The following is a 14357-nucleotide window of genomic DNA, read 5'->3' as shown; positions in this document are numbered from 1 at the left end:
CTCGTACGGCGTGACTAGGATGTTGCACGCTCAACCAGTGGGGATGCCGTCGACCACCGGAGGCCGCGTGCTGCTCTGCCGCGCACCGGATCACCGCATCCCGCCCCGCGGCTGACGAACAGCCGCGAACCACACGGGACCCGTGTTCGCTCCGCGCGTCCCGCCGGTGACGAAACGGAGAGCCGCAATGCCGTTGCTCGACCCCAAGACCTGGCAGTCCCATGCCGCCCGTCCCCTGTCGGGCCCCGAGTACGCCGTCACCGAGCCCGCCACCGGCGAGGTACTCGGCACGGTCGTGCTCGCCGCCGGCGAGGACGTCGGACCGGCCGCGCAGGCCGCCCGCACCGCCCAGGCCGCCTGGGCACGCACCCCGCACTTCGTGCGTGCCGGAGTGCTCCGCAGGGCGGGCGACCTGTTCGCCGCGCACACCGAAGAGCTGCGCGACTGGATCGTCCGCGAGTCCGGCTCGATACCCGGCAAGGCCGAGTTCGAACTGCACGTCGCCGCCCAGGAGTGCTACGAGGCCGCCGCCCTCGCCTCCCGCCCGGTCGGGCAGGTGCTGTCCTCGGAGGCGCCCCGGCTGTCCTACACACGGCGGGTGCCCGTCGGGGTGGTCGGCGTCATCTCGCCGTTCAACGCCCCGCTGATCCTCTCCATCCGCTCCGTCGCCCCGGCCCTCGCGCTCGGCAACGCGGTCGTACTGAAGCCGGACCCGCGCACGGCGGTCTGCGGCGGGCTCTCCCTGGCCGCGGTCTTCGCCGAGGCGGGCCTGCCCGAGGACCTGCTGCACATCCTGCCGGGCGGCCCGGACGCCGGCCAGGCGCTGGTCGCCGACCCGCTGGTGCCCGTCATCTCCTTCACCGGCTCCACGGGAGCGGGCCGGGCCGTCGGCGAGGCGGCCGGCCGCCACCTCAAGCGCGCCCACCTCGAACTCGGCGGCAACTCCGCCATGATCGTCCTGGCGGACGCCGACCTCGACGCGGTGATCTCCACCGCCGCCTGGGGCTCCTTCTTCCACCAGGGCCAGATCTGCATGACGACGGGCCGTCACCTGGTCCACCAGTCGTTGTACGGGGAGTACGTCGAGCGGCTCGCCGCCAAGGCCGACTCCCTCGCCGTCGGCGACCCGCACCGCGCGCAGGTCCATCTCGGCCCGATCATCGACGGCTCCCAGCTCGCCAAGATCCACGGCCTGGTGGAGGCCAGCACGGCGAGCGGCGCGAAGCTCGCGGCGGGCGGCACGCACGAGGACCTCTTCTACCGGCCGACGGTCCTCGCCGACGTCGACGACCGGACCCCGGCCTACGCGGAGGAGGTCTTCGGCCCGGTCGCGCCCGTACGCCCCTTCACCACCCTCGACGAGGCCGCCGCCCTCGCCTCGGCCGGCCCCTACGGGCTCTCCCTCGGCATCGTCACCCGCGACACCTCACGCGGCCTCGACCTCGCCGAACGCATCCCGACGGGCATCGTCCACATCAACGACCAGACGGTCAACGACGAGGCCGTCGCCCCCTTCGGCGGGGTCGCCGCCTCCGGCACCGGCGCCCGGTTCGGCGGCGAGTCCAACCTGGAGGCCTTCACCGACGTCCGCTGGACGACCGTACGCGGAGACGTGGCGCCGTACCCCTTCTAGGAGTTGGCGCCGGTGTCGGGCCCGGCGGGGCTACTCGCCCTGCTGGGCCTGCTGCTCGGCGACCGACTTGCGGACCTCGTCCATGTCCAGCTTCCGGGCCTGCCCGATGACGTCCGTCAGGGCGGCCTCGGGCAGGGCGCCCGGCTGCGCGAACACGGCGACCTGGTCCCGGACGATCATCAGCGTCGGGATCGACTGGATACCGAAGGCCTGCGCCAGCTCCGGCTGCGCCTCCGTGTCGATCTTACCGAACACCAGGTCGGGGTTGTCCTCGGCGGCCTTCTCGTACACCGGGGCGAACTGACGGCACGGCCCGCACCAGGACGCCCAGAAGTCGATCAGCACGAACTCGTTCTCCGTGACCGTCTGGTCGAAGTTCTCCTTGGTGAGCTCCACGGTGCTGCTCATGACCTGGTTCCTCTTCTTCCTGCTGTCGGGTCGTTGCCGGTGCGCTCGCACAACACGGCCCGGCCACCGCGTATTCCGCGCCCATACCCGTGTGGCCACGGGCCACGCCACCTACCAGACTGACCCCATGACGGAAACGGAAACCAACGTGTACGACGTCGTGGTGCTCGGTGCCGGACCCGTGGGGGAGAACGTGGCCGACCGCACCCGCGCGGCCGGCCTGTCCACCGCGATCGTGGAGAGCGAACTGGTCGGCGGCGAGTGTTCCTACTGGGCCTGTATGCCCAGCAAGGCCCTCCTGCGCCCGGTCATCGCCCGCGCCGACGCCCGCCGGGTACCCGGCCTGCGCCACCTCGTCCAGGGCCCCCTGGACGCCGAAGCGGTCCTCGCCCACCGCGACTACGAGACCTCGAACTGGCAGGACGACGGACAGCTCGGCTGGCTGGAGAGCATCGGCGCCGACCTCTACCGTGGCCAGGGACGCCTGGCCGGACCGCGCACCGTGTCCGTGACGGGCGAGGACGGCTCGACGCGGACGCTGACGGCCCGGCACGCGGTCGCCGTGTGCACGGGCACCGGCGCCCAACTGCCCGACCTGCCGGGCCTCGCCGAGGTCGGGCCCTGGACCAGCAGGGAGGCGACCAGCGCCAAGTCGGTACCCGGCAGCCTGATCGTGGTCGGCGGCGGTGTCGTCGCGGTGGAGATGGCCACGGCCTGGCAGGCGCTCGGCTCGCGGGTCACCCTGCTCGTCCGAGGCAAGGGCCTGCTGCCCCGCATGGAGCCCTTCGCGGGCGAACTGGTCGCCGAGGCGCTGGCGGAGACCGGCACCGACGTCCGCACGGGAACCTCGGTCCACTCGGTGACCAGGGAGAACGGCACCGTCGTGGCGGTCACGGACACCGGCGACCGGATCGAGGCCGACGAGATCCTCTTCGCCACCGGACGCGCCCCGCGCACCGACGACATCGGCCTCGACACGGTAGGCCTGGAGCCGGGCTCCTGGCTGTCGGTCGACGACAGCCTCCGGGTCACCGGCAGCGAGTGGCTGTACGGGGTCGGCGACGTCAACCACCGAGCCCTCCTCACCCATCAGGGCAAGTACCAGGCCCGGATCGCGGGCGCCGCCATCGCCGCCCGCGCGGCCGGCACACCGCTCCTGGAGACCGACCCCTGGGGCGCCCACTCGGCCACCGCCGACCACGGCGCCGTCCCGCAGGTCGTCTTCACCGACCCGGAGGCGGCGTCCGTCGGCCTCTCCCTCGCCGAGGCGGAGCAGTCGGGCCGCCGGGTGCGCGCTGTCGACGTGGAGTTCTCCTCGGTGGCCGGCGCCGGCTTGTACGCCGACGACTACCGGGGCCGCGCCCGCATGGTCGTCGACCTGGACCGCGAGACCCTGCTCGGCGTGACCTTCGTCGGCCCCGGCGTGGGCGAACTGATCCACTCGGCGACCGTCGCCGTCGCCGGCGAGGTGCCGCTGGGACGGCTGTGGCACGCGGTGCCGTCGTATCCGACGATCAGCGAGGTCTGGCTGCGCCTGCTGGAGGCCTACCGGGACGGGAAGTAGACACCGGCGTCCGGACGGGGGTGGTCAGAGGGAAGTGATCAGAGGGGGAAACCCAGCTCCTCGGCCGCCTGCGCCGGGGTCGGCTGGGTCCACCGCTCCGCCATGGCCGCGCTGGAGGACAGCGAGCGCAGCTCCGCGCGGTCGAGGTAGAGCGTCCCGTCCAGGTGGTCGGTCTCGTGCTGGACGATCCGGGCCGGCCACCCCGTGAACACCTCGTCCACCGCGTGCCCGTACTCGTCCTGGCCCGTGAGCCTCACCGCCGCGGGCCGGGACACCACCGCCTGCCAGCCCGGGACGCTCAGACACCCCTCGAAGAACGCGGCCCGGTCGGCTCCGACCGCCTCGTACGACGGATTCACCAGCACCCGGAACGGCAGCGGCACGCGCCCGCGCACCACCCGCACCTCCTCCGGCACCGGCGCCGGGTCCTCGACGACCGCGATCCGCAGTCCCACCCCGACCTGCGGCGCCGCCAGACCGACGCCCGGTGCGGCGTGCATGGTCTCGCGCAGCGCCTCGACGAAGCGGGCCAGCAGCTCCGGGCCGAGCTGGCCGTCGAAGGGCACGGTGCCACGGCGCAGCACCGGATCGCCGGCGGCGACGATCGGCAAGGGGCCGCCGGCGGCGAGGAGTCGTTCGACCCGGTCAGCAAGGGTGCTCGGGTCATGGGGAGTTGCCATGGCGCCAGGATGTCACGCACCTCCGACACCCGGCGCCCTCCTCTGTGACGTACGCCACTGACGGGGCCGGGAACTCGACGGCCCGGCGGTCCGACTACTGAACCGTCCCCACAGTCGTACCGCCCACCGCCGTACATCCCTACAGCCGTGTACCCCCACAGCCGTCTTCCCCGTTCACCGTCCCCAGCCCACCGGAGAAGCCCGCCGATGTCCACCGCTCCCACGACCACGACGGACGAAACCCCGGACGCACCGGACTCGTCGAAACCCTCCGCCCCGGCGAAACCGTCCGCAGCCGCCACCCTGCGCCCGCTCGTTCTGCGGCTGCACTTCTACGCGGGCCTGCTCGTCGCCCCGTTCCTGCTGGTCGCCGCCCTGAGCGGTGCTCTGTACGCGGCCTCCTTCCAGGCCGAGAAGGTCATCTACGCCGACGAGTTCACCGTCTCCGTGGGCGACACCAAGCTGCCGATCTCCGAGCAGGTGGCCGCGGCCCGCAAGGCCCATCCCGAGGGCACCGTCGCGGCCGTGCGCCCCTCGCCCGAGGACGACGCCACGACGAGGGTCATGCTGTCCGGTGTGGCCGGTGTCGGTGCGGACCACACGCTCGCGGTGTTCGTCGACCCGTACACCGCGAAGGTGGAGGGCGCGCTCGAACAGTACGGCTCGACGGGCGCGTTGCCCCTGCGTACCTGGCTCAGCGAGTTCCACCGCAATCTGCACCTCGGTGAGAACGGCCGCCTCTACAGCGAACTCGCCGCGAGCTGGCTGTGGGTGATCGCGGGCGGTGGTCTGGTTCTGTGGTTCGCCCGCCGCCGTAGCCAGCGCAAGGTGCGCGGCACCAGCGGACGGCGCCGCACCCTCGGTCTGCACGGCACCGTCGGCGTCTGGGCCTCGGCCGGCTTCATCTTCCTCTCCGCCACCGGCCTGACCTGGTCGACGTACGCGGGCGCCAACATCGACGTCCTGCGCACCTCCCTCGGCCAGTCCACCCCGTCCGTCTCGGCGGCGGCGGGCGGCGAGCACACGGGCCACGGCGCGGCGGCCGGTGCCGGAAGCACCGGCGAGCACGGCGTCGGCCTCGACAAGGTGCTGGCCGCGGCCCGCGCCGAGGGCCTGGGCGACCCCGTCGAGATCGTCCCGCCGGCGGACGAGTCCTCCGCGTACGTCGTGAAGCAGGTCCAGCGCAGCTGGCCCACCAAGCAGGACGCGGTCGCCGTGGACCCGTCGACCGGCGAGGTCCTCGACGTCCTCCGGTTCGCCGACTATCCGGTGCTCGCGAAGCTGACCCGCTGGGGAATCGACGCGCACACCGGGGTCCTGTTCGGGATCGTCAACCAGCTCGCGCTGATGGCCCTCGCGCTCTCCCTCGTCCTGCTCATCCTGTGGGGCTACCGCATGTGGTGGCAGCGCGGCCGGGCCTCCGCCTTCGGCCGCCCGATCCCGCGCGGCGCCTGGCAGCAGGTGCCCCCGCTGCTCCTTGTGACGCTGCTGGCGGGCGTGGCCGTCGTGGGCTACTTCGTTCCGCTGCTCGGCATTCCGCTGGCCGCCTTCATCGCCGTCGACGTGATCCTGGGCGAGATCGACCACCGGCGGGGCGGGCGCACCCGCGGCGAACGGGTCGGCGCGAAGTAGACACGGGACGGCCCGGCTCCCCCTTGAGTGTGGGGAGCCGGGCCGTCCCGTCCGTCGTACGGAGATCCAGGAGATCTACTCGAAGTCGCCCGCGAGGGCCGAGGCGAGCTTCATGTGCGGTGCGGCCTCCTCGTGGCGGCCCTGGCGCTGGAGCGTGCGCCCGAGCATCAGCCGGGCGTACTGCTCCACCGGATCGCGCTCGACGAGGACGCGCAACTCGGCCTCGGCGCGCTGCAGTTGAGCCGAGTGGTAGTAGGCGCGGGCCAGCAGCAGCCGGGGTGCGGTCTGCTCCGGCACCTCCTTGACCAGCCCGTCCAGAACACGCGCCGCGCCGGCGTAGTCCTTGGCGTCGAAGAACAGCCCCGCCCGCTCCCAGCGCTCCGCGGCGGTTCCGTGGTCGTAGTACGTGTACGTCGTGGTCTCCACTCGTGCCTCCTTCGGAGGCGGTAACCGGCTCGGGCGGTTGTTCATTCCGCCCCTGGTCCGCCCATGGCGGCGAGCTCCGCGTTCGCCCGCTCGTTGATCACCGACAACACCCGGCCGGCGGTGGCCAGATCGTCGGCCGGGATACCGGCGTAGATCCGTGCGGAGATCGGAGCGGTCTCGGTGCTCGTGGTGCGGTACAGCTCGCGTCCCGCGTCCGTGATGGTGAGGGAGGCCGTGGACTCGGCTGTCAGCAGCCGGCTTTCGACGAGTTCCGCGACGATCGCGTGCACGGCCGCCTCATCGGTCTTCAGCGCGTCGACGACCTCGCCGACGAGCCACTCACGGTCGACGGGCCCGTCGGTGACGGCGACGAGCCTGAGCGTCACCGACTGCTGGAAGGTGGCGCCGTGTCGGGCCAGCACGTTCTCGAGGACCGCCCGTCCGGCGTAGTGGGCGAGGGCTATGACGCGGGGGTCGAGGGCGGGCGCGGTGGGTGAGGTCATGACTGCTCCTTCTCGGGGTCGGCGTGGAGAGGGGTGTCGAGCAGTAGTGCCAGTTCGCGGGTGAAGTCCCGGGTGCGCTCGCTGTCCAGGCCGCCGAGGGGTTCCAGCAACTGCTGAAGCAGCCCCTGTACGACCTTGATCGCGCGCCGGGTGATCTCGCTGCCCTCCTCGGTGAGGGCCAGCCGCACCGCACGGGGGTCCTGTGGGTCCCGGGTGCGTTCGAGCAGGCCGGCGGTCTCCAGGGCGCGGGCGAGCTTCGACACATAGAGCGGTTCGAGGCCCGTGTGGTCGGCGAGCTGCCGCTGACTGGGGCGCAGGCCGGCGCGCCGCATGCCGTGCAGCGAGGCGACCAGTGCGTACTGCGCGTGGGTCAGCCCCAGGGGGGCGACCGCCCGGTCGACGGCCACGCGCCACTTCGTCGACAGACGCCAGACCAGGTAGCCGGGGGTCGCGTCCTCGGATGTCGGACTCATAGCCGATACGGTACATGGCTACTATGTACATGGCTACTAAATTTCCACGAAGCCCGGTAGCGGCTGCAGCAGCAGTGGGCGGTGATGGTCAGGTGCCGGTGGCGGCTGTCGTCGGCGTTCGGTAGGTGAGGGGGTCGACGGAGCGCAGGTGTTCTCTCAGTCCCTGCTCGGTGCTGCTCACATGCAGCAGTGCGGCGGCCTGGCTGAGGGAGGCGTCGCGGGTGGACAGCGCCCGGTGGATCGCCTCGTGCTCGGCAAGGGTGCGGTCGGCGGCCCGGGCGTCCACCAGGCCGCGCCAGATGCGGGCGCGCAGCGTACGGCCGGAGATGGCTTCCAGGAGAGTGAACAGAGTGTCGTTGCCCGTCGCCGAGACGACGGCGCGGTGGAAGGCCGCGTCGTGGGCGTTGAGCCGCTCGACGTCGTCCCGGGACTCGCGCATGGCGTCCAGATGGCCCTTGACCGCGGCGAGCTGCTCGTCGGAGATCCGGGTGGCGGCCAGCGCGGTGGCCATCGGTTCCAGGAGCCGGCGCACCTCCATGAGGTCCTGCAGGGCGGCCGAGTCCCCCTGGAGCAGTTCCACCGCCCCGCCGAGGCCCTCGAAGAGCAGCCTGGGCTCCAGGCTGGTCACATACGTTCCGTCGCCTCGGCGGACCTCCAGGATCCGCGCGACGGCGAGGGCCTTGACAGCCTCGCGGGCGAGGTTGCGGGACAGGCCGAGCTGGGCGGCCAGTTCCGGTTCCGGCGGGAGCTTCGATCCCGGGGGCAGGGCGCCGGTGCGGATCAGCTCACGGATCTGCTCGATGGCCTTGTCCGTCAGTGACAACGCGAACTCCTTCCATGACCGCTCTTGGCGGGCAGGTCCGACCTGATCGGTGCCTGGGCGGGAAGATCGTCCCAGAGGTGAGGGGGAGAGCCTGTCCCGAGCATCCGGGACCGGCGGCTCGGAGTTCCCTGTCCGCCGCACCCTTCCGCGCGGCTTCAGCGGCGTCCCGGGCAACTCCTGGGCGCGGCCGACGAAGTTCCACCACACAGCGAACCTCGCCGTTGTCTCCGCAGGTCACGAACCGTCAGCAGCAGTCGCGCGGAGTCGGTTGGCCGTCGCCCAGGATTCACTGGCTCGTGGGACGGGGGCGTTCTTCAAGGAGTGCGAGCATACGCGGTCGAGGTGGTCGAAGTGCCCTCACCCGTACAGGATCCGGTATCGGTCGACGACCGGGAGGCGGGCGGAGGAGTCCGGGTTCGAGACCCGGGGCGACGCCGTTCGAGGACGGTCCCGGCGGCATCCGCGTGACGACGGGAGCGTGGCGGCTGCCGCGTCCGCCGGGACACCCTCAGCTGGTGCTGTCGGCAGTCTTGACAGCCATAGGGTTGAATCGTTTAGTTATATTAGATAAATCACCCCGTGCGTGCCGGCCGCTCGGCCGCCTTCCGGGCGGGAGCCCTCACGGATCCGGTGCACAACCCATGGAGGAGTCATGACGAGAGTCAAGAACCTGGCGGCGGGCCCGACCGAGCTCGACCAGGTCTGGGGGCTTCGCTCTGATTTCTACAAGCTCTTCCTGGAGGACTACGGCCGTTCCCTCGCTCGCCTGGATCCTGTTCTCGTAGAGCTCTGCAGAGTGCGTATCGCGCAGCTCGTCGAGAGCGATTTCGACCTGGCACTCCGGTACAAGCCGGCGAGCGAGGCCGGGCTGACCGAAGAGAAGATCTCCGCCCTCTCGGACTACCCGACGTCCGATCTGTTCAGCGGGCGTGAGCGGAACTGCCTCGAGTTCACCGAGCAGTTCGTCATTCAGTCGAGCAGCATCTCGGACGACGACGTCGCGCGGGTCCAGACCGTGGTGTCCCCCGAGGAGTTCATCTATCTGTGCAAGGCGCTCAGCGTCATGGACCAGTTCGCCCGCGCCAACTCGGCCTTCCGCCTGGCCGCGCCTGCGGAGGTACCGCGAACCCTGCCCCAGTTCTCGATCCGCGAAAAGGTCTCCGTCTAGAGAGGAACGAGCCGCGATGGCAACGACGCCACGTATTCCCCAGGAACTCGTCGAGGGTTTTTTCATGCAGGTCGAGGACGACGGCAGTCCTGCCGCCGCCATCGCGATACCGGTCGAACTGAGCCGCTTGGCGGCCATCCCGGTCAGGACCGCGAAGTCGTTGCAGCTCGACCCCGTGCTGCACGAACTGATCAGGCTGTACAACGCCAAGTACCAGGACTGCCAGTACTGTCAGCATGCCCGTCAGGCTGTCGCGGTCCAGCACGGCCTTGAGGAGGACATGGTCTCCGCGCTCGGCCACTTCGAGACCAGCGACCTGCCCGAGCGCGTCAAGGCGGCGCTGCGCATCACCTCCGCCCTCGCGGTCAACCCGGCCCAGCTCACCGATGACATCTGGGCGGGGGCCAGGGAGTATTTCACCGAGCAGGAGGTGGTCGACATCGTGTTCCTGTCGATGTTCACCACCGCGAGCAAGGCCACGATCACCCTGGGCCTGGATCCGGGAAAGGAAGCCAGTTCACGTCTGTTCTACCCGACCGAAGACGTGTACGGGAGTTCACCCGAGTTGCAGGAAGCCATTGAGGAACTCGAGAAGAGGGGCATCTCGGTACGTCCGGACGTGGACTCGACCGTCCTGGAATCCGCAATGGATTCGACCCGCAGTACCGCATGACGCGCCCAGTGCTGCCGAAATCTGGAGATCGATCGATGGGATCCGTCAAAACGGTTACCAACGCGAGTTTCTCGCAGGATGTGCTCGACAGCGAAAAGCCCGTTCTGGTGGACTTCTGGGCCGACTGGTGCGGTCCCTGCAGGATGATGGCACCCATGCTCGAGCAGATCGCGGCCGAGTACGGAGAAGAAATCACGATCGCGAAGTTGAACATCGACGAGAACCCGGAAACCGCCGCTCTGTACGAAGTCATGTCGATTCCGACGCTGGCGGTGTTCGTCAACGGCGAGGTGACGAAGAGCATTGTCGGGGCGAAGGCGAAGGCGGCACTGCTGCGCGAGCTGGACCCGCTGCTCCGACGGGACTGAACCAGATCGTGGTTCACAAAAGCGCAGGTGACTGACGGCCGTCGGACGGAAGGTGATGGTTCCGCGCCGTCGCCTGCCGAACGCGCATGGACGGGCCGGAGTGCACCCGCGCGTAGTACCCGGAGCGAGGGCTGAGGTCGCGGTACCGCGCCCCGGGCGGGCACTCTCCCGGTTCCCAGGAGCAACCAGTGGCGTTGCACGGGCTGTTGCCGTGAGCGGACCGCTCCCGCGGTCCGCCGACAGGACGAATCCAAGGAAAGGTGGTGGTGACGGTGACGACATACCGTCGGCTCGAGGGGAAGGTCGCCGTGGTGACAGGCGGCGCGTCAGGGATCGGCGCGGCGACGTCGCGACGTCTCGTCGCGGAGGGGGCTCGCGTCGGGATCGGCGACATCAACGGTTCCGGCGCGGAGGAGTTGGCCAAGGAACTCGGAGACGCGGCAGTCGGCATCCAGTTCGACGCAGGCGATGTGGTGTCGGTCGAGCGGCTGGTGGAGGCCACGGTGGACAGGTTCGGCCGCCTGGACATCCTCCACAACAACGCGTCGCTCATGGCGCAGGACCACATCGCGAAGGACACCAACCCGGTCGACATCGACTTCGCCGTATGGGACCGGACCTTCGAGGTCAACGTCCGTGGCTACCTCGCGGGTTGCAAGTACGCCATCCCGCACATGCTGGAAGCCGGCGGGGGATCGATCATCATGACCGCCTCGGGCTCGGGCAAGATGGGCGACCTCGCGACCATCGCCTACGGTTCCTCGAAAGCGGCGATCATCGGCTTCACCCGCTACGTCGCGACGATCTACGGCAAGAGTGGCATCCGCTGCAACGCCATCAATCCCGGCCTCATCCGTACCGAGGGCGGCAGGAAGAACGTGTACGGCCCCATGGTCGGGATCATGGAAAAGAACACCCTGACGCCCCGCCTCGGGCAGCCCGAGGACGTCGCGGCCATGGTCGCCTTCCTGGCCTCGGACGAAGCCGCCTTCGTGACCGGCACGAACATCGACGTGGACGGGGGCATGCTCTGTCACGCGCCGTACATGTCCGACGTCCTGGCGCTCTACGGCGAGGGCCAGGCGTTCGGCAGCCACGAAAGCTCCTGAGGGCCGCCGCCCCGGACAGCGCCGGCCAGAGGGTTCCCGGTCCTCGGCCCGTACAGCCCTCTGCCTGTCCCGCGCGACAGCATCCCGGACCTTCAAGGAGCGAGGCCATGAGCGACGACTACAACGACAAGTACAAGAAGATCGAGGCGTCCCACGCCCCGGTCACCCTGGCGGACGAGGACACCCACTTCGAGGCCCTGGCCGTTCCCTCCAGCGCCACCGACCTGTGGGAGGAGACCGCCACGGGACTGGTGGCCGAGGCCGGCGAGTACGACGTGCTGCTCTGGATGGCCGGATACGCCCTCTTCGGCAACGGCAAGGGGCTGTGGGGTCCGGGCCGGTCGGCCGAACGCGAGATCCAGCTGATCGTCGTCCCCAGGAGCCAACGCGGCAAGATGACCGACAACAACTTCGTCCGCGTCGGCTGGACCCCGGACTCGCGCCTGCGCGGCGACAGGTTCACGGTCACCAGGACCGAGTCCAGCGTCACCTGGGACTTCGACGGACTGCGGTTCACCGCCCGGCCGCCGGAGTGGACGGTCGACGGCAAGGCGGGCGAGGCCGAGGTCGACCTTGTCTACGAGCAGGTGGGCACGGCTCTGTGGAACTGGGGGCCGTTCGAGAAGGCCCGTGAGAGCGACCGCGCCGGCTACGACGTGTTCACCAAGGTCAACGGCACTGTCCGGACCGGCCTGCACGACCTGCGGATCACCGACGGCTACGGGGTCCGCGAGCACATCATCACCGGCCAGTCCAACGACCCGGTGAAGAACCTGCCCGCGCCGATGTGGATGTGGTGGCTCTACACCATCAAGGACGACGTCCAGCTCAACTTCTTCCAGCCTGGCCCGCTCGGCATCGGGTTCGTCAAGTACGCCGGTGAGCAGATCGACTTCGGCCCCGGCAAGGGGACCGTGTCCTACCAGACCCTGGAGACCTGGGAGGATCCGCGCACCGCGATGAACATGCCCGTGCGCTGGTCCCTGGCCATGGAGAACGCGGGCTGCCGGGTCGAGGTGGAGATCGCCGCCCACGGCCGCTCGTACAGCACATGGACCATGTCGAACGGGAACCGCATGTACTGCTACCTGTTGTGCACGACGAACGGCACCGTGCACCTCCCCGACGGGCGGGTCATCACATACGACGACCATCTCACCGTCAATTCGTTCCATCGCACTGTCCAGATCAGCAATGAGACCGCCGCCGGGCCGGTCTTCGACCTGGCCTGACCCGGGCGGCCACGGCTGCCGGGTGTTCACGCGCGGACTCCCGCCCGGCCCGGTACCGGCGGTGTTCTACGCCCTCTGGGCGGCCACTCTCCTCATCCCGTGACCGGAGCCGTCATCCCTGACGGCTCCGGATCCGGCCCGACGACCACCGGCCACCCCTACCCCGAGGCGTACCAGGGCGGACATCCCGCATAACCTCGGAGGTGGCCGGGCAGGCTGACTGCCGGGCGTCGCGGGCGAGAGGACTGGTATGGGCGAGGTGTTCTTCCGGAGGCTGAGCCGGTGGCAGGCCGAAGGCGACCGGGAAGAGCTGGCGGACCTTTACGTGGCCGCCTACGAGGAAGCCCCGGGCGAGGAATTCCGCAACCGGGAACGCTTCCTGGCCAGGCTCGCGGAGGATGTCCAGCGGCCGGGCTTCGACATGGTCGTGGCCGACGACGGGGACGGCGATGACGACGAACCCGCGGGGGTGGCGTACGGGTATCCGCTGCACCGTGACGGCTCGTGGTGGCGGGGATTCGTCGGCGTGGTTCCCGACGAGGTCGAGGAACTCACCGCTTCCGGGAAGGTGTTCGTCGTCGCAGATCTGATGGTGCTGTCGAAGCACCGCCGTCGCGGGATCGGCGGCCACCTCCAGGACAGGCTGCTCTCCGCCGGCGACGTGAAACTCGTGGTCGTGCTGCTCGACCCCGCCAACACGGGGGCACAGGCCGCGTTCCGGGCCTGGGGCTGGGACGAGCTCGGCGAACTCCGTCCGGACGAAGGGGATTCCGTCCTCCAGGTGCTCACCCGGGCCTTGCCGGACTGAGCTCCAGCCGCGTGCCTCGCCCGAACAACTGCCCCGCCGGCCTGGCTTGTTCGGCGGGCCCTGCGTCAGCCCGAATGCCCGCTCATCGCCTGCTCGGAAACCGTCCCTGAAGACGAACGACACCCAAGCGGATACGTGGCACCGCTGATCGCACGACCGCCGTCCGGCGGTTTGTCGACGACGGCCGCGAAGGGCCTGCTCCGTCCCGTCTCTGGTGACCTCGTCCGCATCGGGCTACTCGTAGGTCCGGGCTGCCGAGAGCTGCAGGGCTGTCGATCGCCAGGTGACCGGTTCGAGTCGGGCGTGGCCCGGGGTGTCGGCGCCCAGCCAGGCGGCCCAGGCGTCGAACCAGTCGTAGAGGGTGCCGTGTGCCCAACTGCCTCCGTCGGCGGCCCACTCGCCCCGGCTGATCTTGGCCTGGCGCTCGCGTTCGTCGCGGGCGAAGTCGACAGCCAGTGTCGCCGCGTACATCCGCAGGTCGCCCGCGGTGTCGACCTCCTCCCGTTTGGTGTGGGAGGCGGCGAGCGCGCGGTCGAATCCCGGCGGGGTGGTGCGAACGGTGTCGAGTTGGTAGGCCAGGCCCTGCCACCCGGGCCGGCCGGGGGCTTGTTCGTGCAGTAGGTCGGTGCCCTCGACGCGGCTGCTCAGCAGATGGACCCAGCCCCACAGGAAGCCGTTGATGGTCCGGTGGGTCCAACGCCGCGCAGTGGATGCCTCGGAGTCCCGACCGACGCGGGAACGCTCGGAGTCGGAGGCCAGGAATCCGAGGAAGGCACCGAAGTCCGCTCGGGACTCCACTTGTTGCCAGGACTCGGTGTGCCGGGATGCGACCACACGGAGAGGCTACGATCCCCAAC

16 protein-coding genes are annotated in these 14357 nt (G+C 70.1%); 9 read left to right on the top strand and 7 right to left on the bottom strand.

Annotation, left to right across the window (positions count from 1 at the left end; translation table 11 throughout):
* Positions 1 to 187 precede the first annotated feature (187 nt).
* Positions 188 to 1633, top strand: a complete 1446-nt coding sequence (locus ACW4TU_RS04800; protein ID WP_457424928.1) for an aldehyde dehydrogenase family protein — start codon at positions 188 to 190, stop codon at positions 1631 to 1633.
* 30 nt (positions 1634 to 1663) lie between these two features.
* Here ACW4TU_RS04800 and trxA (ACW4TU_RS04795) read toward each other — a convergent pair whose 3' ends face one another.
* The gene (trxA, locus tag ACW4TU_RS04795; RefSeq protein WP_006376459.1) at positions 1664 to 2041 is read right to left on the bottom strand and encodes a thioredoxin; all 378 of its coding nucleotides are present in this window, start codon (positions 2039 to 2041) and stop codon (positions 1664 to 1666) included.
* 127 nt (positions 2042 to 2168) lie between these two features.
* On the opposite strand from trxA (ACW4TU_RS04795), the gene ACW4TU_RS04790 reads away from it, so the two are divergent.
* Entirely contained in the window at positions 2169 to 3605 is a 1437-nt protein-coding gene (locus tag ACW4TU_RS04790) for a dihydrolipoyl dehydrogenase family protein (RefSeq protein ID WP_457424926.1), read from the top strand.
* Between the two features lie 38 nt (positions 3606 to 3643).
* On the opposite strand, the gene ACW4TU_RS04785 is transcribed toward ACW4TU_RS04790, so the two are convergent.
* The gene (locus ACW4TU_RS04785; protein ID WP_457424924.1) at positions 3644 to 4285 is read right to left on the bottom strand and encodes a peptide deformylase; all 642 of its coding nucleotides are present in this window, start codon (positions 4283 to 4285) and stop codon (positions 3644 to 3646) included.
* A 207-nt stretch (positions 4286 to 4492) separates the two neighbouring features.
* Here ACW4TU_RS04785 and ACW4TU_RS04780 point away from each other — a divergent pair, with 207 nt between their 5' ends.
* Positions 4493 to 5917 (top strand): PepSY-associated TM helix domain-containing protein, encoded by a 1425-nt coding sequence (locus tag ACW4TU_RS04780; protein ID WP_457424922.1) that lies wholly within the window; start codon positions 4493 to 4495, stop codon positions 5915 to 5917.
* A 75-nt stretch (positions 5918 to 5992) separates the two neighbouring features.
* Here the strand turns inward: ACW4TU_RS04780 and ACW4TU_RS04775 are convergent, their stop codons facing one another.
* The 4 genes from ACW4TU_RS04775 to ACW4TU_RS04760 form a co-directional block, all read right to left on the bottom strand.
* A complete protein-coding gene (locus tag ACW4TU_RS04775; protein ID WP_327699277.1) occupies positions 5993 to 6343 on the bottom strand; it encodes a tetratricopeptide repeat protein in 351 nt (116 codons plus the stop codon).
* 41 nt (positions 6344 to 6384) lie between these two features.
* Entirely contained in the window at positions 6385 to 6846 is a 462-nt protein-coding gene (locus tag ACW4TU_RS04770; protein ID WP_457424919.1) for a MarR family transcriptional regulator, read from the bottom strand.
* Positions 6843 to 7319, bottom strand: coding sequence for a MarR family winged helix-turn-helix transcriptional regulator (locus ACW4TU_RS04765; protein ID WP_457424917.1), 477 nt, complete (start codon positions 7317 to 7319; stop codon positions 6843 to 6845). The genes ACW4TU_RS04770 and ACW4TU_RS04765 overlap by 4 nt, the downstream gene beginning before the upstream one ends.
* Before the next feature lie 88 nt (positions 7320 to 7407).
* Positions 7408 to 8142, bottom strand: a complete 735-nt coding sequence (locus tag ACW4TU_RS04760) for a FadR/GntR family transcriptional regulator (RefSeq protein ID WP_457424915.1) — start codon at positions 8140 to 8142, stop codon at positions 7408 to 7410.
* A gap of 652 nt (positions 8143 to 8794) precedes the next feature.
* Between ACW4TU_RS04760 and ACW4TU_RS04755 the strand changes: the two genes are divergently transcribed.
* From ACW4TU_RS04755 to ACW4TU_RS04730, 6 genes are all read left to right on the top strand, one after another.
* Positions 8795 to 9310, top strand: a complete 516-nt coding sequence (locus ACW4TU_RS04755) for a carboxymuconolactone decarboxylase family protein (RefSeq protein WP_457424913.1) — start codon at positions 8795 to 8797, stop codon at positions 9308 to 9310.
* A 16-nt stretch (positions 9311 to 9326) separates the two neighbouring features.
* A complete protein-coding gene (locus ACW4TU_RS04750; RefSeq protein ID WP_457424911.1) occupies positions 9327 to 9983 on the top strand; it encodes a carboxymuconolactone decarboxylase family protein in 657 nt (218 codons plus the stop codon).
* 35 nt (positions 9984 to 10018) lie between these two features.
* Positions 10019 to 10351: a thioredoxin gene (gene trxA / locus ACW4TU_RS04745; protein WP_457424909.1), complete on the top strand. Its 333-nt coding sequence runs from the start codon at positions 10019 to 10021 to the stop codon at positions 10349 to 10351.
* A gap of 272 nt (positions 10352 to 10623) precedes the next feature.
* Positions 10624 to 11460 carry an SDR family NAD(P)-dependent oxidoreductase gene (locus ACW4TU_RS04740; RefSeq protein WP_457424907.1) on the top strand — a complete coding sequence of 279 codons (837 nt, stop codon included), beginning with the start codon at positions 10624 to 10626 and terminating at the stop codon, positions 11458 to 11460.
* Between the two features lie 107 nt (positions 11461 to 11567).
* Complete coding sequence (locus ACW4TU_RS04735) at positions 11568 to 12692, top strand: hypothetical protein (RefSeq protein ID WP_457424905.1); 1125 nt, start codon at positions 11568 to 11570, stop codon at positions 12690 to 12692.
* Positions 12693 to 12942: 250 nt separating this feature from the next.
* Positions 12943 to 13500, top strand: a complete 558-nt coding sequence (locus ACW4TU_RS04730; RefSeq protein WP_457424903.1) for a GNAT family N-acetyltransferase — start codon at positions 12943 to 12945, stop codon at positions 13498 to 13500.
* A 234-nt stretch (positions 13501 to 13734) separates the two neighbouring features.
* Here ACW4TU_RS04730 and ACW4TU_RS04725 read toward each other — a convergent pair whose 3' ends face one another.
* A complete protein-coding gene (locus ACW4TU_RS04725) occupies positions 13735 to 14334 on the bottom strand; it encodes a hypothetical protein (protein ID WP_457424901.1) in 600 nt (199 codons plus the stop codon).
* Positions 14335 to 14357: the final 23 nt, after the last annotated feature.

This window comes from Streptomyces kryoterrae, from assembly GCF_054072135.1.
This window is presented reverse-complemented; position numbering and strand designations above follow the sequence as displayed.

What these genes read in the sequence shown, in the direction of transcription:
- ACW4TU_RS04800 (WP_457424928.1), top strand. Translation starts at nt 188, where the DNA reads ATGCCGTTGCTCGACCCCAAGACCTGGCAGTCCCATGCCGCCCGTCCC.
- trxA (WP_006376459.1), bottom strand. Translation starts at nt 2,041, where the DNA reads ATGAGCAGCACCGTGGAGCTCACCAAGGAGAACTTCGACCAGACGGTC.
- ACW4TU_RS04790 (WP_457424926.1), top strand. Translation starts at nt 2,169, where the DNA reads ATGACGGAAACGGAAACCAACGTGTACGACGTCGTGGTGCTCGGTGCC.
- ACW4TU_RS04785 (WP_457424924.1), bottom strand. Translation starts at nt 4,285, where the DNA reads ATGGCAACTCCCCATGACCCGAGCACCCTTGCTGACCGGGTCGAACGA.
- ACW4TU_RS04780 (WP_457424922.1), top strand. Translation starts at nt 4,493, where the DNA reads ATGTCCACCGCTCCCACGACCACGACGGACGAAACCCCGGACGCACCG.
- ACW4TU_RS04770 (WP_457424919.1), bottom strand. Translation starts at nt 6,846, where the DNA reads ATGACCTCACCCACCGCGCCCGCCCTCGACCCCCGCGTCATAGCCCTC.
- ACW4TU_RS04765 (WP_457424917.1), bottom strand. Translation starts at nt 7,319, where the DNA reads ATGAGTCCGACATCCGAGGACGCGACCCCCGGCTACCTGGTCTGGCGT.
- ACW4TU_RS04755 (WP_457424913.1), top strand. Translation starts at nt 8,795, where the DNA reads ATGACGAGAGTCAAGAACCTGGCGGCGGGCCCGACCGAGCTCGACCAG.
- ACW4TU_RS04750 (WP_457424911.1), top strand. Translation starts at nt 9,327, where the DNA reads ATGGCAACGACGCCACGTATTCCCCAGGAACTCGTCGAGGGTTTTTTC.
- trxA (WP_457424909.1), top strand. Translation starts at nt 10,019, where the DNA reads ATGGGATCCGTCAAAACGGTTACCAACGCGAGTTTCTCGCAGGATGTG.
- ACW4TU_RS04735 (WP_457424905.1), top strand. Translation starts at nt 11,568, where the DNA reads ATGAGCGACGACTACAACGACAAGTACAAGAAGATCGAGGCGTCCCAC.
- ACW4TU_RS04730 (WP_457424903.1), top strand. Translation starts at nt 12,943, where the DNA reads ATGGGCGAGGTGTTCTTCCGGAGGCTGAGCCGGTGGCAGGCCGAAGGC.